At 73.1% G+C, this 18,629-nt stretch carries 21 protein-coding genes; 13 read left to right on the top strand and 8 right to left on the bottom strand.

What is annotated here, in order from left to right:
• The first annotated feature begins 28 nt into the window (after positions 1-28).
• Positions 29-985 carry an AraC family transcriptional regulator gene (locus tag IF89_RS0104800; RefSeq protein WP_030761600.1) on the top strand — a complete coding sequence of 319 codons (957 nt, stop codon included), beginning with the start codon at positions 29-31 and terminating at the stop codon, positions 983-985.
• Between the two features lie 13 nt (positions 986-998).
• Here the strand turns inward: IF89_RS0104800 and IF89_RS0104795 are convergent, their stop codons facing one another.
• Together IF89_RS0104795 and IF89_RS0104790 are read right to left on the bottom strand one after the other, a co-directional pair.
• Positions 999-1,418: an STAS domain-containing protein gene (locus tag IF89_RS0104795; protein ID WP_158717802.1), complete on the bottom strand. Its 420-nt coding sequence runs from the start codon at positions 1,416-1,418 to the stop codon at positions 999-1,001.
• 145 nt (positions 1,419-1,563) lie between these two features.
• Complete coding sequence (locus IF89_RS0104790; protein ID WP_063831243.1) at positions 1,564-2,376, bottom strand: peptidoglycan recognition family protein; 813 nt, start codon at positions 2,374-2,376, stop codon at positions 1,564-1,566.
• 258 nt (positions 2,377-2,634) lie between these two features.
• On the opposite strand from IF89_RS0104790, the gene IF89_RS0104785 reads away from it, so the two are divergent.
• Positions 2,635-3,294 carry a GNAT family N-acetyltransferase gene (locus IF89_RS0104785; protein ID WP_078628094.1) on the top strand — a complete coding sequence of 220 codons (660 nt, stop codon included), beginning with the start codon at positions 2,635-2,637 and terminating at the stop codon, positions 3,292-3,294.
• Between the two features lie 10 nt (positions 3,295-3,304).
• Here IF89_RS0104785 and IF89_RS37650 read toward each other — a convergent pair whose 3' ends face one another.
• From IF89_RS37650 to IF89_RS0104770, 3 genes are all read right to left on the bottom strand, one after another.
• Positions 3,305-3,625 carry a hypothetical protein gene (locus tag IF89_RS37650; RefSeq protein WP_234327656.1) on the bottom strand — a complete coding sequence of 107 codons (321 nt, stop codon included), beginning with the start codon at positions 3,623-3,625 and terminating at the stop codon, positions 3,305-3,307.
• A gap of 85 nt (positions 3,626-3,710) precedes the next feature.
• The gene (locus IF89_RS46885) at positions 3,711-4,100 is read right to left on the bottom strand and encodes a hypothetical protein (RefSeq protein ID WP_199820461.1); all 390 of its coding nucleotides are present in this window, start codon (positions 4,098-4,100) and stop codon (positions 3,711-3,713) included.
• An 82-nt stretch (positions 4,101-4,182) separates the two neighbouring features.
• Positions 4,183-5,313, bottom strand: coding sequence for an NADH:flavin oxidoreductase (locus IF89_RS0104770; RefSeq protein ID WP_030761588.1), 1,131 nt, complete (start codon positions 5,311-5,313; stop codon positions 4,183-4,185).
• A gap of 216 nt (positions 5,314-5,529) precedes the next feature.
• On the opposite strand from IF89_RS0104770, the gene IF89_RS0104765 reads away from it, so the two are divergent.
• From IF89_RS0104765 to IF89_RS0104745, 5 genes are all read left to right on the top strand, one after another.
• On the top strand, positions 5,530-5,967 hold the full coding sequence (locus tag IF89_RS0104765) for a MarR family winged helix-turn-helix transcriptional regulator (RefSeq protein ID WP_234327668.1): 438 nt from the start codon (positions 5,530-5,532) through the stop codon (positions 5,965-5,967).
• Between the two features lie 121 nt (positions 5,968-6,088).
• The gene (locus IF89_RS0104760) at positions 6,089-6,769 is read left to right on the top strand and encodes a helix-turn-helix transcriptional regulator (protein WP_030761582.1); all 681 of its coding nucleotides are present in this window, start codon (positions 6,089-6,091) and stop codon (positions 6,767-6,769) included.
• A 32-nt stretch (positions 6,770-6,801) separates the two neighbouring features.
• Positions 6,802-7,329, top strand: a complete 528-nt coding sequence (locus IF89_RS0104755) for a DUF3291 domain-containing protein (protein WP_030761580.1) — start codon at positions 6,802-6,804, stop codon at positions 7,327-7,329.
• A gap of 65 nt (positions 7,330-7,394) precedes the next feature.
• Positions 7,395-7,811 carry a hypothetical protein gene (locus IF89_RS0104750; RefSeq protein ID WP_158717801.1) on the top strand — a complete coding sequence of 139 codons (417 nt, stop codon included), beginning with the start codon at positions 7,395-7,397 and terminating at the stop codon, positions 7,809-7,811.
• A gap of 151 nt (positions 7,812-7,962) precedes the next feature.
• On the top strand, positions 7,963-8,853 hold the full coding sequence (locus IF89_RS0104745) for an alpha/beta hydrolase (protein WP_030761574.1): 891 nt from the start codon (positions 7,963-7,965) through the stop codon (positions 8,851-8,853).
• A 107-nt stretch (positions 8,854-8,960) separates the two neighbouring features.
• Here the strand turns inward: IF89_RS0104745 and IF89_RS0104740 are convergent, their stop codons facing one another.
• Positions 8,961-10,082 carry a nucleotide disphospho-sugar-binding domain-containing protein gene (locus IF89_RS0104740; protein ID WP_030761571.1) on the bottom strand — a complete coding sequence of 374 codons (1,122 nt, stop codon included), beginning with the start codon at positions 10,080-10,082 and terminating at the stop codon, positions 8,961-8,963.
• Between the two features lie 301 nt (positions 10,083-10,383).
• Between IF89_RS0104740 and IF89_RS0104735 the strand changes: the two genes are divergently transcribed.
• The 6 genes from IF89_RS0104735 (at position 10,384) to IF89_RS0104710 (ending at position 15,330) form a co-directional block, all read left to right on the top strand.
• Positions 10,384-10,626, top strand: coding sequence for a protealysin inhibitor emfourin (locus IF89_RS0104735; RefSeq protein WP_030761568.1), 243 nt, complete (start codon positions 10,384-10,386; stop codon positions 10,624-10,626).
• 149 nt (positions 10,627-10,775) lie between these two features.
• Complete coding sequence (locus IF89_RS0104730; protein ID WP_030761565.1) at positions 10,776-12,254, top strand: RNB domain-containing ribonuclease; 1,479 nt, start codon at positions 10,776-10,778, stop codon at positions 12,252-12,254.
• Between the two features lie 194 nt (positions 12,255-12,448).
• Positions 12,449-12,964 (top strand): hypothetical protein, encoded by a 516-nt coding sequence (locus IF89_RS0104725; RefSeq protein ID WP_030761562.1) that lies wholly within the window; start codon positions 12,449-12,451, stop codon positions 12,962-12,964.
• Positions 12,965-13,133: 169 nt separating this feature from the next.
• On the top strand, positions 13,134-13,499 hold the full coding sequence (locus IF89_RS0104720; RefSeq protein ID WP_234327655.1) for a hypothetical protein: 366 nt from the start codon (positions 13,134-13,136) through the stop codon (positions 13,497-13,499).
• A gap of 293 nt (positions 13,500-13,792) precedes the next feature.
• Complete coding sequence (locus tag IF89_RS0104715; RefSeq protein WP_030761556.1) at positions 13,793-14,665, top strand: NAD(P)H-binding protein; 873 nt, start codon at positions 13,793-13,795, stop codon at positions 14,663-14,665.
• Between the two features lie 62 nt (positions 14,666-14,727).
• Complete coding sequence (locus IF89_RS0104710) at positions 14,728-15,330, top strand: TetR/AcrR family transcriptional regulator (RefSeq protein ID WP_030761553.1); 603 nt, start codon at positions 14,728-14,730, stop codon at positions 15,328-15,330.
• Between the two features lie 51 nt (positions 15,331-15,381).
• Here IF89_RS0104710 and IF89_RS0104705 read toward each other — a convergent pair whose 3' ends face one another.
• Both IF89_RS0104705 and IF89_RS0104700 read right to left on the bottom strand, forming a co-directional pair.
• Positions 15,382-17,535 (bottom strand): membrane dipeptidase, encoded by a 2,154-nt coding sequence (locus IF89_RS0104705; RefSeq protein ID WP_199820463.1) that lies wholly within the window; start codon positions 17,533-17,535, stop codon positions 15,382-15,384.
• A gap of 126 nt (positions 17,536-17,661) precedes the next feature.
• Positions 17,662-18,447, bottom strand: coding sequence for a type 1 glutamine amidotransferase domain-containing protein (locus IF89_RS0104700; protein WP_030761547.1), 786 nt, complete (start codon positions 18,445-18,447; stop codon positions 17,662-17,664).
• Positions 18,448-18,629: the final 182 nt, after the last annotated feature.

Below are 18,629 nucleotides of genomic sequence, written 5' to 3'. Positions count from 1 at the left end.
GTACCGAGCGTCGACGAGGGAGGGCCCGGTGCCGAACCTCTTCTTCGAAAGCGGGAACCTGGACGCCACGGAGGCGTTCCTGTCCGCCGCGTACACGCCCATGCAGATCGGTGGGCGCCCCGGGGACACCCGGGCGCGGATCTCCCGTACCGAGGTCGGCGGGCTGAGCGTGGACCGCCTCTCCTTCGGCTACACGATGGGCTACGACGCGGGCTGCCTCGGCAAGGTGTGCCTGGTGACCATGCACAGCGGCACCATCGTGGACACCACCGGTGGCCGCGAGGAGGTCTTCGGCCCCGGGGAGACCTTCCTCCTCGCCCCGCACGACCGGCCGTACGAGGGCGAGGTCCGCGAAGCCCGGTACACCATCACCATGTTCGATCCGCGCCTGCTGGGCCGGGTCGCCGCCGTTCCTGGGGAGAAGGAGGTGCGGATCACCGGGGCCCGCGCCGTCGGCCCCGCCGAGAACCGGCGGCTCGGGGCGGCCGTCGCCTACCTCCGCGACCATGTACTCGACGACGGCGCGGCCTCCGCCGCACCCGACGGGCTGGTCGTCGCGACCGCCGCCCAGCACCTCGCGGCCACCGTGCTGGGGGCGCTGCCGAACACCGCCCGCAGCGGTGAGGCCGTCGGCCCACGGGACACGCGCGACGCGCACAGCGACACCCTGCGCCGCGCCGCGGCGTTCATCGAGGCCAACGCCCATCGCGACATCACCCTGGCCGACATCGCCGCCTCGGTCCCGGTCACGCCCCGCGCGGTGCAGTACGCCTTCACCCGCCACGCCGGTACGACGCCGCTCGGCCACCTCCGCCGGGTCCGGCTGGCCCGCGCCCACGCCGAACTCCGCTCCGCCGACCCGGCGGGCACCACGACCGTGGCCGCCGTCGCCGGACGGTGGGGCTTCGCCCACCAGGGCCGCTTCGCCGCCGCCTACCGGCGGGAGTACGGCGTGGCACCCTCCCGCACGCTCCGGTCCGGCTGACCGGCCGCCGCCTTCACCGCGCCGCGTCGGTCGAACCGTCCGCGGCTCCGGGCCCCGAGACGTCGAAGAGGGCGTCGGTGCCCGTGATGCGCATCAGGCGGTGGAACTGCGGGCCGGGAGCGGAGAGGATCAGGGAGCGACGGTTCTCCTCGCACAACAGTCGCGCGTGGAGGAGGGCGTTGAGCCCGGCGGAGTCGCAGAAGTCGAGCTGCGAAAGGTCGACGACCACCCGGTGCGGGGCGGCAGGGGTGGCGCACGCCTGCACGAGCACCGTGCGCAGGGGATCGACGTGGTCGAGGTCCAGATCGCCGGTGAGGGTGATGACACTGCAGTCGGCGCGGGTGGCGAGCGTGACACGGTGCGGACCGCGGGCGGCCAGGGGGTTCATCTCGGTCCTGCCTTCGGGTGCACGGTGGGCCTCGGCAGTGGCCACCCCGAGCGACGCTATGCGGCCGGGCGGGGCGTGCACAGCCTCGCAGGCGAAGACCTGGCGGTGTTCGTTTCGTGGACAGGACGGTCCGCGGCGGGCGCCTTCCTGCCTGGTGAACCGACAGCCGGTGACCCGACGGCCCGCTCCCTCAGGGCAGCAGGCCCGCCGGCAGGTGTTCCCCGACGGTCGCACGGGGCTCGCCCCGGCCCGTGGCCTGGCGCACCAGATCCCACACCGAGTCCTGCGCCGGGTCCTGCGCCGGCTCCGACAGGGGCGTGCCGAGGCGGGCGGCGACGTCCTTGCGGAGGCCCGGGAGCAGCGCGTACAGCCGGTCGCCGGGACAGGAGGTGGCGTTGAAGTCGCGGTGGCCGTAGATCTCGGACGCGGGCAGACCGTACTGGTCGCAGATGTGCGCGCACAGGTCCGCCAGCGCCGCGTACTGCGCCGCGGGCGGGGTCTGCGAGGTGTAGGTGCCCTCGTTCTCGATGCCGATGGACACCGTGTTCTGCCCCACGCAGTGCGCCGCGCGCACCTGGCGCGCGCCGGTGCGCAATTCGGCGAGGCTGTTGTGGCGGCCCTCCAGCACGAAGGCGCCGCGGCTGACCGTGAAGTGCTGACCGGTGTCGATCCAGCCATGGGCGTCCATGTGGTACGTCTGGATTGCCCGGGCGAGTGCGAAGGCGCGCTGCTTCGAGTAGTCCGTCACGTTCGCCGTCGCCGTGTGGTGGACGACGATCCGCTCCGGGCGGTTGGCGACGACCACGACGGGCTCGGACGCCGCCCGCGCACCCCAGGTGCTGCAGGCGATGATGTCCGGACCGGCGGCCGCTCGGGCGCGCCCGGCCGCGGCGACGGGCAGGGCCGCCGCGGTGGCCAGGGCGAAGACGCCCGTGAGGACGGACCGGCGGGTGGACCGGCCGAGGTCGGACGGCGACTGCCGGTGCGGTGCAGGGAGGGTCATACGATGCCCGTTTCGTAGAGGGCTGCCCATTCAAGGGAGCCGCACCGACCCGGCTGCGCAGACACACCGAACGGCACCGGGAGTCTCCCCGACCGGCCGCCGAACACGTTCATATGACGGGCTCTCGGGCAACGGCTCCGCCCTGCGGGCGGAGCGCGTGGCGCGTACGGCATCCGCCGCGCAGGGCACGCTCGGCGTGTACGGCGTGTCTGCGCCGGACGGCGGGGCGGGCACGGTGCGGCTGCCTACCGTGACCCCATGAACACACGCCCAGGCATGCCGGTGGGCGGGTACGGCATCCGGCCCGCCCGGCCCACCGAGTCCGCAGCCGTCGCCGCGCTCCTGGCGCGCGCCTTCGCCGACGACCCGGTCATGGCGTGGATGGTCCCCGCAGTCGGCCGGGAACGCCGGATCGCCCGCTACTTCCGGCTGTCCCAGCGCCAACAGCGGCCGCGCGAAGGCGCCGTCCGGGTCGCAGCCACGGCGGAGGGGCGGCTGTTGGCCGCAGCGCTGTGGTCGGGCCCCGGGTGCTGGAAGACCTCGACGGTGCAGGAGGTGGCAGCGCTGCCCCGGTACGCGCGCATCTTCGGCCTGCGCGGCATGCCGCGGGCCGGAGAGGTCCAGAACACCCTGCATGAGGCCCACCCGGACACCCCGCACTGGTACCTGCCGACGGTGGGGACGGACCGCGGGCTGCAGGGGATGGGCGTCGGATCGGCGCTGCTGCGCCAGCAACTGGACCGGTGCGACCGGCTCGGGCAGCCCGTCTACCTGGAGTCCAGCAACGTCACCAATATCCCTTTCTACGAAGGGCTCGGTTTCCGCGTCATCGACGAGGTCCGGCTCCCGGGTGGCGGGCCGACCCTGTGGCCCATGTGGCGCGCGCCCGCCGCCCCGGACGGCCGGCGCCGCGGCTGACCCCCGTTCCTCAGGTCTGGCACTGCCTCGTCGCCGCCGGGGACCAGCCGCTCCATGCTGCCCCGGCGGCCCGTGCGTGGACGCGGATCTCGACCTTCACCGGTCCGCACACCCGGGTGCTGCTTCCGACTTCCAGCGGCCCGACGGCCTCGCCGGCGCGTACGTACGTCCGCCCGCTCCCCAGCTTCTCCCAGTGTCCGCCGTCGACGACACGGAAGAAGGCCTCGTAGGCGACGTCGATGCCCTTGCTCCCGGTGTTGCGTGCCTGATGTACGCCGTGATCTCGCGCGTGGGGAACCTGCCGGCGGATCCGCGCTGGGCGCTGATGCACCCGTTGACGGCCACCCGGCCGGTCGACGTCCCACCACCGCAGGCGATGGCCGCCGCGTCGGCGCGGGCCGGGATCGCGAGTACGGTCAGCGCGGCCGCGGCCAGGACCGTTCCGATGCGCCTCGAATGCAACGTTCCACGCCCTTCGCCGAATCCGCCGTCTCGCCACCGACCATGGCCCGGGTCGGGCCGCAGGGGCGAGCTTCTGCTGGATCTTTCGCCCGAACGGAGTCCTGGTGGGTTTCCGCGCAGTGCTTCATCGAGGCGGCCCGGCGCAGCTCGACGCCACCGGCCCGCCACCCGGCCGGAGCGGCCCAGTGCGGATGGGTCTGCAGACGGCCGGAGAGGGCGATCAGCCGCCGGCGCAGCGGCGTCGTGCTGCCGTCGCCGGCCACCTGCGCGAGCTCGTCGTAGGTACGCAGCCAGGCCTCTTGCAGGGCGACCAGGTCATCGGGGAACCGGAACGATGGCGTCACCCTCCTATTCCAACACATGTTCGATTTGCGCGGCGAATGTACGCCCCGCGCCGTCGTGACGTGCGCGGGGCGTCCCGGCCCCCTAGCGGCTGAGCGACCTGAGGGCCGCCGCGTCGTACGGCTTCAGCTCGTCGAAGCGGTTGCCGAGGACCTTCGCCGCCCACTGCGGGTCCTGCAGGAGCGCCCGGCCGACGGCGACCATGTCGAACTCGTCGCGCTCCATGCGGTCCAGGAGGTTGTCGATGTCGCCCAGGGCCGCGCCCTCGCCGGCGAAGGCGCGGATGAAGTCCCCGTCGAGGCCGACGGAGCCGACGGTGATCGCCGGCCGGCCGGTGAGCTTCTTGGTCCAGCCCGCCAGGTTGAGGTCGGAGCCCTCGAACTCCGGGATCCAGTAGCGCCGGGTGGAGGCGTGGAAGGCGTCGACGCCCGCTGCCGCCAGTGGCGCCAGGATCGCCTCCAGCTCCTGCGGGGTCTGCGCGAGCCGGGCGTCGTAGGCCTCCTGCTTCCACTGCGAGTAGCGGAATATCACCGGGAAGTCGGCCGGGACGCGTTCGCGGACCGCCGCCACGATCTCCGCCGCGAACTTCGTACGGGCCACCGCGTCGCCGCCGTAGGCGTCGGTGCGGCGGTTGGTCCGCTCCCACAGGAACTGGTCCAGCAGGTAGCCGTGGGCGCCGTGCAGCTCGACGCCGTCGAAGCCGATCCGCTCCGCCTGCGCGGCGGCGTCGGCGAACGCGCCGATGACGTCGTCGAGGTCGGCGCGGGTCATCGCCCTGCCGGTCCCCTCGGTGCCGTCGACGCGGATGCCGGAGGGGCCGACGGCGGGCGCGTCGGCGTAGGGCGCCTCGCCCTGCTTGCGCACCATTCCGATGTGCCACAGCTGGGGCACGATCGTGCCGCCCGCCTCGTGGACGGCCGCGGCGACCTTGGCCCACCCGGCCAGCTGGTCCTCGCCGTGGAACCGCGGGACCCGGTCGCTCTGCCCGGCGGATGCGTGGCCCACGTAGGTGCCCTCGGTGACGATCAGTCCCACGCCTGCGGCCGCCCGGCTGGCGTAGTACGCCTGTACGTCCTCGCCGGGGACGCCGCCGGGGGAGAACATCCGCGTCATCGGGGCCATCGCGATGCGGTTGGGGACGGTCAGGCCGTTCAGCGCGATGGGCCGGGACAGGATCTCGGCCGCGCGGGAGGCGGCGGACGGGGTGACGGACATGCGGGTCCTCCGGAGTGAGGCGGTAGCTCGTCGGGTGACGGCGAGAAGTGCATAGTACACACGCTATGTATCATGCATATTGCAGTCATGGGGTCGATCCCCCGGCTCACCGGCCTGCTGGTCGAGCGTGACGCGTTCACGGGTTCCCGGGTCCGCGATAATGGAGCGCCGGAAGGAGTGGGAGGCGCAGTGCTGGAAAAACTGGAGCGGGAGCTGATGCTGCTCTCTCGGCACCAGGTGCTGGCCCGGCGTGAGCGCGACCCGGAACGCCTGGAGCGGTCGGCGTACCTGCTGCTCAGCCGGATCGATACCCAAGGCCCCATGTCCATCGGGCAGTTGGCGGAGGCCTTCGGTCTCGACACCTCGACAGTGAACCGTCAGACCGCCGCACTGCTGCGCTGCGGGCTGGCCGAACGCGTCGCGGACCCGGACGGCGGCATGGCCCGCAAACTCCGGATCACCGCCGAAGGCGGGCGCCGGCTGGCCGCGGACCGCGAGGTCAACCGGTCCTGCCTGGCCCGCGTGGTCGCCGGCTGGTCCCCGGAGGAGGTGCGCGAGCTGGAGGACGTCCTGATCCGACTCAACCGCAGCGCCGAGGCCCTCGAAGGACGCCCCTGGCCGCGCACGGAAGACGCCGCCGTCCCCGCCCCGTAGTCGTATGCCCCCGGCCGTGACGGGCGGATCATCATCCGACCGGGAAGCGGCCCCGCCGCCCGGTCCGCGCGCCGTCTTCCGCCCTTCTATCGCCAATCGGTGTTATTTCTAGAATGGCCGCGTGGAAGACATCGATGTGATCGCGGTGCTGCAGGACCCGGTGCGCCGCCGACTGTACGAGTACGTGGTCGCCCAGGGCCGCGAGGTCGGCCGCAACGAGGCGGCCGAGGCCGTCGGCGTGGCGCGCACCCTCGCCGCGCACCACCTGGACCGGCTGGCCGATGCGGGGCTGCTGGAGAGCGGGAGCCGCCGTCTGACCGGGCGCTCGGGCCCGGGGGCCGGCCGCCCCGCCAAGGTGTACACGCGGGCCCGCGTCGAACGGTCCGTCTCCCTGCCCGCGCGGGACTACCGCACCGCCGCCGAACTGCTCGCCGAAGCCGCCGAGGAGGCCGGACTGGACGCCGGGCTGCGCGCCGCGGCCCGCCGCCGCGGCGCATCCCTGCGCGGAGCGGCGGCGCCCTGCGAAAGCCTCGATGAGGCCGTGGAGCTGCTCGCCGCCCGTGGCTACGAACCGCACCGCGAGGACGGCCCGGAGCAGGAGGGCGGCCCGGGCGACGTCGTCCGCATGCGCAACTGCCCGTTCCATTCCGTCGCCGAACGCTTCCCGCCGCTGGTCTGCGGCATGAACCTGGCCCTCCTGGAAGGGCTGATCGGCTCCGACGGTCCGCTCCGCGCCAGGATGGACGCCCGGCCGGGGGAGTGCTGTGTCGTGGTCCAAGCCTCTAAAAACAACAACCATTGACATAGAAACGAGGGTCGTGTTGGGATGACGCCATGACCGCATCCACGCCCGCCGCCCACCTCGCCCAACTCAACGTCGCCACGCTCCTGCACCCCCTCGACGACCCGCGCATCGCGCCGTTCGTCGAGCTGCTCGATCCGGTCAACTCCGCCGCCGACGCGACTCCCGGTTTCGTGTGGCGGCTCGTGGCGGAGGGGGAGGCCGACGCCACGGGCCTGCGCCCCGCCGGCGAGAACGTCATCGTCAACCTCTCCGTCTGGGAGACGCAGGAGGCCCTGTGGGACTTCGCGTACCGCAGCGGGCACCTGGAGGCGATGCGGCGGCGCCGCGAATGGTTCGAGCGGCACGTCCAGGCGCACATGGTGCTGTGGTGGGTCCCTGCCGGCCACCTGCCGACCGTCACCGAGGCGCTGGAGCGGCTCGACGACCTGCGGGCGCACGGGCCGTCCCCGCGCGCTTTCACCTTCACCTCCTCGTACACCGCCGCCGATGCGGGCTGCCCGCACCTCGACGACCGGGCCCGGCCCGTGCGGCCGGCCGGCGAGTCGGCGGCGGTCTGAAGCGGGGTGCTCCGCCGCAGCTCCCCGGGTCGCCTCCCGCCCCGCCGGACAGCACGATGGGAAGGGTGATGACGGTCCTGGTCGTCGGCGTGCCCGAGGGCGAGCAGCTGGAACTGCTCCGCTCGGGCATCCAGCGCAACCCGCACTTCCAGGTCGTGTCACACGCCGACGACCCCGACGTCGCCCTCGCGCACGCCCGCGTCCTGCTGCCCGACATCACCGTCCTGTCCCTGCCCGCCTGGATCGACAGCCTCGACTCGGACCCGGAGGTCCTGCGGGTGTTCCGCGGGGTACGGGGGCTGGACCCGCCGTGCGGTGTGGTGCTGCGTACCCCCGCCGCGCGCGTGCCCCGCGCAGTGTCGGGCCTCGTGGCGGAGGGCGCCGTACACGTCGTGCGCGAGGGGGACCACGAGGCGTTGATGCGGGCCCTGCGGACGATCGGGCTGCGCCGGGCCAGCTGCGACCCCGACGAGATGCCCTGACCCCGACGGCCGCCCCGCCCGCCCGCGGTGGGGCGGCCCGGCTGTGCGGGGAGCGCAAGCGGAGGGCGTCGTACCTCTTGGTTGCATGATCATTTTCTGCGTACTGTCCGGGGACACCGACGTGCCCGACCGAAAGCGAGTGAGCAGACCGATGCAACCGACCCCGACGTTCGTACTGGTCCACGGCGCCTTCGCGAACTCCTTCTCCTTCGCGCCCCTCCAGGCCGAACTGGGCCTCCTGGGACACCGCTCCGTCGCCGTCGACCTGCCCGGCCACGGGTTCGCCGCGACCTACCACCGTGCCTACCAGGCACCGCAGGACCCCGCCGGCCTCGCCGCCGCCCCCGGCTCGATCCGCGGCGTCACGCTCGCCGACAACGCCGAGCACCTGATCGGGGTCCTGGAACGGGCCAAGCAGAACGGGCCGGTGATCCTCGTCGCGCACAGCCGCGGCGGAATCACCGCGACCGCCGCCGCCAACGCCCGGCCGGACCTGGTCGACCGCATCGTGTACGTCGCCGCCTGGGCCCCGGTCGACCTCGACGTCAACGACTACTACGCCGAACCGGAGATGGCATCCGTCGACGCCGCTTCCCTCGGCCTGGCGCTGGCCGGGAACCCCGCGGAACTCGGCCTGCTGCGCGTCAACTTCCGCACGGCGGACCCCACGGCCCTCGCCGCGCTCAAGGCGGCCTTCCTCGCCGACGGCACCGACGAGGAGTTCCTGACCTTCCTCAACACCTTCCAGCCCGACGAGAACCTCGACGTCGGCACGTCGGCCGACCGGGCGCAGGCGCAGACGTGGGGCAGCATCCCCCGGACCTTCGTACGCCTGGCCGACGACGCGAGCATGCCGCCCGCCATGCAGGACCGGCTGATCCGCGAGGGGGACGCCCTCACGCCCGGCAACCCGTACGACGTCCGCACACTGGCAGGCAGTCACCTGAAGTGGCTGGTCGACCCGGCGCCGGCGGCCCGGGCCCTCGCCGACCTCGCCGCGATCACGGAACCGACCGGGGCCGACCGCGTCACCGCGCCGTAGCCCGGGACCGCGGCGCCGGACGGCTGTCAGCGCGTCCGGCCCGCAGCCGGGGTGGACGACGTCGTCCCGGTCGGCTCGGTCGTTCAGGGGCCCGTCGTACGGGGACCTCAGGCGGTGGCCAGGGCCTCCAGGGACGGAACCGTCTCGGCCGGGGTCGGCAGAGCGGCGTTCTCGGCGCGGAGGCGCTCGGCAGCCTCCCGCAGATCCGGGTCGGCAAGGAGCCGCGTGAGCAGCGCCGCATCGACCCCGTCGGAGGTGGACCGCAGGCCGGCGCCCGTCGCGGTCAGGGCGTCGGCGTTGGTGAAGTGGTCGGCGCCCTGGGGGAGCAGGAGCTGGGGCAGCCCGGCCTGGAGGGCGGTGAGCAGGGTGCCGGATCCGCCGTGGTGGATCAGCGCGTCGGAGGTGGCGAGCAGCTCGGCCAGCGGTACCCACGGCAGCGGGCGGACGTTGTCCGGGAGGGTGCCCAGGGGGGCGAGATCGGTGTCGTCCACGGCCAGCAGGAACTCGGCGTCCACCGACGCCGCGGCCTCGACCAGGCGGACGATGGCGCGCACGCCGTCCATCTCGGTGAGTACGGTGCCCAGCGTGACGGTGACGCGCGGGCGGGTGCCCCGGCGCAGCAGCGCACGGGGGACGAAACCACCGCCGTTATAGGGCACATAGCGCATCCGCAGGCCGGTCGGGTCACCGCCGAGGGAGGCCGGGACGACGTTCAGGGCCGTGCCCTCGGCGGGACCGTCCACCCCGTACGTCTCGTAGGCCTCGGTGAAGTGGGAGGCGAGCCGGCCGACCATGGCGTGGCCCGACGTGACGCCGAAGTTCTGGATCACCGACGGGATCTTGAGCTTGGCCGCGACCAGCGGGGCGGAGGCCTGGAAGGAGTCGTGGACCAGCAGGTCGGCGCCCCAGCTCTCGGCCGTCTCCAGCAGTCCGTCCACGGTGGTACGCGACAGGTGCGCGAAGCCGTGGGCCGCCCTGTCGAGTATCTGGTCCGAGGTCATGTCCGGCGTGACATAACGCACTTCCTCGTCCAAGGCCTGCTCGAACACGTCCCGGATGGAGCGTCCGTCACCTATCTCGACGACGGGGAAGCCGGCCTGGCGCAGCTGGTGCAGGGGCTGCGAGCCGGCGAACAGCACTTCGTGGCCGGCGGCGCGCAAGGCCTGCGCGGTCGGGATCATCGGAAAGAGATGCCCGGCCGAGGCCGGGCCGGTGAAGAGGATGCGCACGGTGTCTCCTTGCCCATGGGTGTGCCGGTCGGGGAGGAGTCGCGCGGGCCCGCCCCCGGTTCCACCTGTGTGAACTCGCGGGACAGCAACGGGTGTTCCCCCCGGAAGGTCGATAATCGGACGTTCTCGCAGGACCGTGGACACCCTGCTCGAAGGCGGGCAATCGGTCGGGAGACAGCGGTTTCCGGCCGTTTGCGCGGTGCGGGAGCCGATGCGGGGGAGTGGGACGCCGCTCGGGGCATGCGCGGCAGTGGCTGCGATGCGCAGCCGTACGCCACCCCAGCGAACAGGAGGAACGGCCATGCTGATCACGGTCACCCGCTCCGGAGGCTTCACCGGCCGGGAGAAGCTCAGCGCACTCGACACCTCCGGCCGTGCGGACGCGGCGGACCTGGAGGAACTCGCGAAGCGCGCGGTCGCCCCCGTGGCCGACGGCTTCCGCTACCGGATCACCGTCGACGACGAGGTCCTCGACCTCCAGGACCCCTGCCTGTCCGACGCCCAGCGCACCCTGATCCGTACCGTCCTCGGCACGGGTGCCTGACCGGCCCGCGGCGGGGCCGGGCGTACCGTCCCGTGCGCCGACCGGCGGCGGTGCCCCCGGCCCGGCCCCACCCGGCGCCCCGACGCAGATCCCCACCCGGACGGATCGCCCGCGGTGCCGGGGCGTGCCCGGCGTCCTACGCTCGGGGCATGCCACGCCGCCCGATGCGCATGTCCGAAGCGGCCGAGGCCGCGCTGGCCACAGCCCTGAAGAAGCTCCGGACCGATCTGCAGGCTCGTTCCGCCTTCCCCGATCCCGTGCTCGCGGCGGCCGAGGCAGCCGCCCGCGCACCCCGCCTGCCCGACAAGGACGCCACCGACCTGCCGCTCTTCACGATCGATCCGCCCGGCTCCAGCGACCTGGACCAGGCCATGCACTTGGCGCGACGGCCCGGCGGCGGCTTCCGCGTGCACTACGCCATCGCCGACGTGGCCGCCTTCGTCACCGCCGGTGACGCGCTGGACGCCGAGGCTCGCGAGCGGATCGTCACGCTCTACTTCCCCGACGGCAAGGTGCCCCTGCACCCGCCCGTCCTGTCCGAGGGCGCGGCCAGCCTGCTGCCGAACCAGAAGGTTCCCGCCCTGCTGTGGGAACACGACCTCGACGCCCACGGCCGGGTGATGCGCTCATCCGTGAGCCGTGCCCTGGTCCGGAGCAGGGCACGGCTCGACTACGCAGCCGTCCAGCAGGCCATCGACTCCGGCACGGCCGAGGAGCCCGTCGCCCTGCTGCGTGAGATCGGCACCCTGCGCGAGGCCGTCGAGGCCGAACGGGGCGGCATCTCGCTCAGCCTGCCGGACCAGGAAGTCACCGTCGAGGACGGATCGTTCCGGCTGCGCTATCGGGCCCCGCTGCCCGTGGACGGTTGGAACGAGCAGATCTCCCTGATGACCGGCATGGCCGCGGCCGCAATGATGCTGACCGGCGGACCCGGCATCCTGCGGACCCAGGAGCAGGCCCCCACCCACGAGGTCGGCCGGCTGCGCCGCATCGCCCTGGGCCTCGGTATCGACTGGCCGCACCACGTGTCCTACGCCGAGCTGATCCGCTCCCTGGATCCGCACGACCACACGCACGGGGCCTTCCTCCACGAGGCGGCCGGCGCGCTGTTGCTGAAGTCGGTCTACAGGTCCTTCCGTGACGGCGACCACGTCCCCGCGCAGACCGTCCACGCGGCGATCGCCGCGCCGTACACGCACTGCACGGCGCCGCTGCGGCGCCTGGTCGACCGCTACGCCGGCGAACTGTGCGCGGCCGCCTGCGCGGACCGGGCCGCGCCGGAGTGGGTGCTCGCGGCCCTGGACGAGTTGCCGGCCAGGATGGAGAAGGCCAAGGGCGGCGCCGCGGACCGGCAGTCCGTGGACCTGGTGGAGGCGGCGCTGCTCATGGACCGGGTGGGCGCCGTCTTCGACGCCGTCGTCGTCGACACCGACGCCGAAGGGGCCCGCCCGAACCCGAGAGCGGGACAGGTGCAGCTCGCGGAGCCCGCCGTGCTGGGCAGGGTCACCTCGGCCGCTGCCCCCCTCGAACTCGGCGTGCGCGTCCGGGTCAGGCTCGAACGGGCCGACCCCGCCTTCCCTGACAAGCACCAGCGCGTCCTCTTCAGCCTGGTGCCGGACGAGGGGTGATCCGGCCCGGCATATGAAGACGTTGGCACCGCTTTCGACCTGCATGTTCGTCACGCCTGGCATGGCGTGGCGTCAATTATGGCTCGACATGGCGCCATCGATGCGCCATTATGGCGTCATGGGTGGCGCGCACGTCGGTCTTCGGGGCCGGCGGGGGTGCGCGTCAAGGGGTAGGGCGTCGAAGGGTGGGGGACATGGGAGCGGTAGTGCCGAGCGGGCAGCATGCGACGGCGCGGCCCGGAGTCGTCACCGCGTTCGCGCGCTTCGCCCTCTGCGGCGGTGGCGTGGGCCTCGCCTCCAGCTTCGCCGTGGGGGCACTGGCCTCCCTGGCCCCGTGGGCCTTGGCCAACGCCCTGGTCACGGTGGTCTCCACGCTCCTCGCGACCGAACTCCACGCCCGCTTCACCTTCGGGGCGGGCGGGCGTGCCACCCGGCGCCAGCACGCGCAGTCGGCCGGGTCCGCGGTGGCCGCGTATGCGGTGACCTGCGCCGCGATGCTGGCGCTCCAGCATCTGGTGGCAGCGCCGGAGCCGGTGCTCCAGCAGGCCGTGTACCTGTCGGCCTCCGCGCTGGCCGGCGTCGCCCGGTTCGCGGTGCTCCGGCTCGTCGTCTTCGCGCGGCAGCACGCGCAGGGCGCAGGTGGCTCCCGCGGCGTCCGGCCCGTGCCCGTCCCCGTGTCCCTGCCCGCGGAGCTGTGCCGCGCCGCATGACCCGCCCCCGGTCGGCCGCCGCTCCCCGGCGGCGGCGTCAAACGATCGTCGAGTTATGCCCAAAAGGTGACTTTCCGCAGTTTGGGCCGCTCGGATAGCAATGACTCGGCGCCCGGCACGGCCCGCCGACGGTCGGCGGCGATACGGTGCGCCGAGGAAGGGACGTCCCGTGATCCGCACCCGCTTTGCCGTCTCCCTGGCCACCCTGGCCGTTACTGCCCTGGCCGTCTCCGCGAGCCCCGCCGCAGCGGCGCCCGGCGACACGGTCAACATGTGCGCCAGTGCGCTCACCCCGGACGGCTGGGTCGACGTCCAGTGGTGGAACAGTGCCGGGTGCGGCTCCGGCTTCACGCCCAACATGAAGCAGATCAAGGACCTCAGAGGCTATCCCGTGGGCACGCAGGTCAACGCCTGTGCATCGACCTGGCCGCCCGCCGGCTGGACCATCGTCAGCACCTACTACTCGAGCGGCTGCCGCTACTCCGCCGTCCCCAGCTTCAACGCCAACACCTGGACGCTGAAGCGCACTTCCTGATCCCTCCGATGCCGCGCCGCAGCCGTGGCCGACCGCCGGTCGGCCACGGCTGCGTGCGCCCCGGGGGCCCGGCTTGCTGAGCGGACCGCCGGTCCGTATGCTGGCGTCATGCGGACCGATGGTCCGTTTGTGTGGCGCACCTGCGCACTTCACGCCATCGCCGTGCTGCGACGCCGTGCCGCATGCGCCACTCCCGACCACGTTGCCCCGCACGACGTGCCCGGGGTGAAGGTCCATCAGATCCTCGCTCCCCGCACGATCGTGTTCCGCGCCGACCGCACCGGAGCCGACCGATGACCCCCGCCCCCACCGGCCCTGCCACCCCCGCCACCCTGGTCGTCGGGGCCACCGGCACCACCGGCCGCCGCGTCACCGCCGGACTGCTCGCCGAGGGCCGGCGCGTCAAGGCGGCCGCCCGGACCGCGACCCCGCACCCGGGCGCACAGTCCGTCCGCTTCGACTGGAACGAGCCCGCGACCTGGGCCGACGCCCTGGACGGCGTCGACCGCGCCTATCTCGTCCCGCCCACCGGTTCACCGGACCCGGCCTCCGTCATGCTCCCGTTCCTCCATCGGGCCCGCGCGGCCGGCCTGCGCCGCGCGGTGCTTCTCAGCTCCTCGGCGATCCCCGCCGGCGGCCCGGCCGTGGGCCGGGTCCACGAAGAACTGCCCCGCCTCTTCGGGCAATGGGCGGTCCTGCGGCCCTCCTGGTTCATGCAGAACTTCGCCGGATCCGCTCCGCACGCACGCACCATCCGCGAGGACGGCACCATCCTCACGGCCACGGGAGACGGACGCGTCGGATTTATCGACGCCGAGGACATCGCCGCCGTCGCCGTCCGCTGCCTCACCGGCGAAGACGCCCCCGACACCGACCTGGTCCTCACCGGCCCCGAGGCACTGAGCTACGCCGACGCCGCCACGGTCATCACCGAGGTCACCGGACGCCCCGTCGTGCACCGGCAGCTCACCTTCGAGCAGTTGCGCGACCGCTGGGCCGCCGCGACACCGCTGGAGTTCGCCACCATGCTGGCCCGCATGGACCGCGCCATCGCGGACGGTGCCGAGGACCGTACCTCCGACACCGTGGAGCGCCTCACCGGGCGCCCCCCGGGCACCCTGCGCTCCTTCGTCGAACGGGAGATGCGCGCGGCAGCGAGCCGCTGACACCGACTGCCCGAATACCATCTGCGGGGGCCGCAGAGGCCGAAGACCGAGGAGGACGACCTGTGGACCGGCGAGCGGAACGTACGGAGCGCGCGGACGCCCAGCGCAACCGGGAAGCCGTCCTGGCGGCCGCCGACGCCCTCTTCGCCGCCAGCAGCAGCCCCCACAGCGTGTCGATGGACGACATCGCCGCCGCGGCAGGCGTCGGCAAGGGCACGCTCTTCCGCCGCTTCGGCGACCGCGCCGGCCTGATCGCCGCCGTGATCGCCTCCCGCCTCGAACCGCTCCGGCAAAGGGTGCAGGAGGTGCAGGAAGCCACCGGTTCCGCGCCGCGGCAGCGGGTACTGGACCTCCTCGACACCTCGCTGACATTCAAGATCGAGAACCGGAACCTGATGGCGGCCGCGGAGGACGCCGGACTCAGCAGCCCCTACCGGGCCCAGCACTACGGCTGGTGGCACGAAACGCTCCGCGCGGCACTCGACCGGGTACCGGGCGTCCACGACCCGGACTTCACCGCCCATGCGCTGCTGGCCGCCCTCCGCGCCGACCTCGTCGCCCACCTGATCGACGAGGGGAAGATGTCCCCCGAGGACCTGCGCTCCTCGCTCGCCGCCCACGTCGACAACGTCCTGGGCGGCAGCAGCCACCCGGACCGGACATGAGGGGGGTGCCCCCGGCGTGTACCCGCCGGAGGCACCCGGGCCCGCTCGCGGTTACGGCGCCGCCGGCATGACGTGGCCGAGCAGACCCTCCCGCGTGTACGGGCCCTCGCAGTCGGCACGCTCGGAGACGAAGTGGTCGAAGACGGACGGTATGTAGCACCGGTAGAGGGGCACCGACCCCGGCACCGGCTTCGTGTACACGTATCCGACCGCGCCCAGGGCCTGCTGGCCCTCGCAGCCCGGATCGGGGGTCAGCAGCGAATGGTTCGCCGCCTTGCACTCGTAGAGCCGGACCGTGCCGGGTGCCGGATCCCGCAGCACCTTCCAGACCGCCTCGGGGGTGAACCCCGCGGGCAGCGGCCGTGACGAGGCCAGGTGCCCGGCGTGCGGGCGGTATCCGCGGACCAGCGGCGTGTACGGGGCGGTGTGGCCGTGGGCGCGGCCCCACGTGCGCAGATAGCCCTCGGCACCCCGCATCAGCTCGTCGACCACGTCCTGACCACCCGTCACCCGGATGTCCTCGATCCAGTCCGGCACGAGGCCGTAATGGGCGCCGCCGCCGTCCGTGTTGACGTCCCAGACGCGTGAGCCGGTGACCTGCCGGTCGAGGAGCGAGCCCCCGTCGGGGCTGCGGAAGGGGTAGCGGACCTGGTCGCCGGCCGCGGCCCGGGGGCCGGGCAGCGACGCGAATCCGTTCATGTCCGTGCCGATGCCGTACCCGGCGCCGTACCGGGCGCGCAGCGCGGCGTGTTCCCGCGCCTCGGCCGCGAAGGCGGGCGCCTGGTGCATGTGGCCCGTGATGAAGCCGCCCAGCCGGTAGACCCGCTCGGTCCAGTTCTCGTCCATCCAGCCGTGCGTCGACAGGACACCGGAGTAGCGCTCCGCCTCCAGTACGCGCAACGCCCGGTTCGCCGCCTTGACGCTCATGTGGTCGATCTCCAGCATCATGCCGCGCTTCATCATGCCCAGCACCGCGTACTCGCCCAGCGCCGTCAGACCGCGGCGGTTGCACTGCGCCGCCTGCAGGGAGGTGCTCCCGTACTCGGGGAACGTGACGCCCGCCGGGAGGGCGGCACGGATCCGTGCCTCCGCTTCCGCCTCGGATCCCCCGGCCGGCCCCGTGCGCACCCCGGAGGCGTCGGCTGTGGCGGTTGCGGTGCGGGCGGCGGCGTGCCCCGCAGGTCCTGCGGTCAGCCCGAACCCGATCGGGTTGTCGTGCTCGGGACCGGAGCAGGGCTCCGTGCTCCAGAAGGTGCCCGTCGACAGGAACTGGCCGGCATTGATGGCCATGCCCTGCGTGCCGCTGTCGAACCGCACGCCGCACAGGGCATTGTCGAACTTGTGGCACAGGAACATGCTGCGCACGCCCAGGCGGTGCAGTTCGTCCAGGCCGCGGTCGATGTCGGCCATGGTGCACCGGGCGCTGTCCAGCACCTGCTTGCAGCCGAACGGTTCGGAGGTCTCCACGCCGAGGACGACGGCGAGCTTGCCCTCCTCGATGACCCTGCGCGCCTGATCGGGGTCGGTGACGACCCGGAACCAGCCCTTGCCGGCGCCGCCGTACATGCCGTCGACGTAGGACTGCAGTTCGTACGTCTTCTGGATCTGCAGCCTGATCGCCGTCATCTCGTCGCACCCGCGGTCCTTGAAGAAGTACAGCGAGCAGATGACCCCGTTGGTGACCATGTCGTTGACCAGGACCCGCTGTCCGCCGCGCCAGGCCCGCTCCACCCAGGCGTAGTACGTCTGCTGATGGGTGGCCGAGTCATGGGCCGGCCAGTCGCGGAAGGTCGGCCAGCCGTTCGGGTCGTGCCGTCCGTCACCCCCCTTGGTGATCATGTCGAAGAGGGCGAGGACACCGTTCGGGTAGTGCTCGGGGCAGTCCTTCAGGGCGTCCGCCACCCCTGCCGTGGAGAAGACCTTGCCGCAGACCAGCCGTCCTCCGAAACCCTCGTCGGACATCAGGTGGACGTGCCCGTCGACGTATCCGCGGACGCGGCCCTGGGCGTCGGTCCCCTTGAACGGCTCTCCTGTGACGTTGACCTGGGAGTCCGGGGCCGGGCGGGCCACGGGATCCCACCACTGCGGTCCCGAGGACGACGCGCCGGCCGTCGCGGGGCCGAGGGCCAGCGTCACCAGCGCGAGGACCAGGCCGATCAGGAGGTACCGGCTCCGGCCGGTCCGTCCCGATGCTCTTCGTCGCATCATCCCCATCCCTTCCACGAAGCGTTCACGACACTGCGGAGACGGTCTTGTCGGGCCCTCGGAGGCGGCCCGCCCTGCGGGACGGCGGGGGCGGTCCGGGCGGTGCGGTCGGGCAGCGCCGGCGGGTCAGACCGGGCGGTCCACCGCTCCCGCCGTATGGGCCCGGACCAGGGCCAGGTAGTCCGCCGCAAGGCGGTGGCAGTCACCGGGCCACCGCGCCGAGACGTAGTTGCCGTCGGTGACCGTGAAGCCGCGCCCGGGCCGGGCGGCGGTGTCGCGTACGGGCAGCGGCGGACCGGTGAGGAAGTGGCGCGGATCGGCGAGTGCCGCGGTGACCTCCTGCTGCACGGTGGTGCGGTACGTGCGGTAGTAGCGCCCGAGCCACCACCGGGTGAGGTTCCACCCCGTCAGTTCCAGCAGGGCCGTCAGGGCCGTCGTACGGCGGCCGTACAGGACCGAGCGCCCGGTGGCGGGATCCTGGGCCCGGGCGGCGAGCAGCACCCCGTGGCAGACGGCCCCCACCGGGAGCCCCCTGGTGAAGGCGCGGGCGAACAACCGCTGCGCGGTGGCGTCCTCCAGCAGGGTGCGCATGCCCGGGGCATGGCCCCCCGGTACGAAGAGACCCGTGATGTCGGCCGGGTCGACGTGCGCCTCGACGTCCCCGTAGGCGTACGGGGCGAGGAAGCCGGGGTCCTCGGTGAGGCGCCGGTAGGCGGCCAGTTCGGCACGGCGGGTCATCAGCCAGGGCGAAAGCCAGGAGAAGCCGAGGTCCGTGAGGCGGCGATCGGCGAGCGCGACCTTCCCGGCGGGCGTCGCGAAGCGGACCTCGAAGCCGGCGTCCCGCAACGCGGCCCAGGGCACCGCCGCCTCGGTCGGGTCGTAGTCGCCTGCCGGCAGCAGGAAGAGAATCACGGCGTACTCCTCTGAGCAGTGGCGATCAGGGCAGCACGGCCGCATCCGCGGCGCCCAGCGGGCCCGGCCCCGATTGCCCCGACCCCTCGGTGGTCCGAAGGACGACCCTAGGAGCGCCCCGCGGCGCCGTCATTGACTGCGACGGCCACGGCGTTGACTCTTCCGGCCCGCGACAGGCCCCG

This window comes from Streptomyces sp. NRRL F-2664, from assembly GCF_000719345.1.
Taxonomy (GTDB): Bacteria; Actinomycetota; Actinomycetes; order Streptomycetales; family Streptomycetaceae; genus Streptomyces.
The sequence above is the reverse complement of the archived record's forward strand: the minus strand, read 5'-3'. Positions and strand labels throughout refer to the sequence as shown.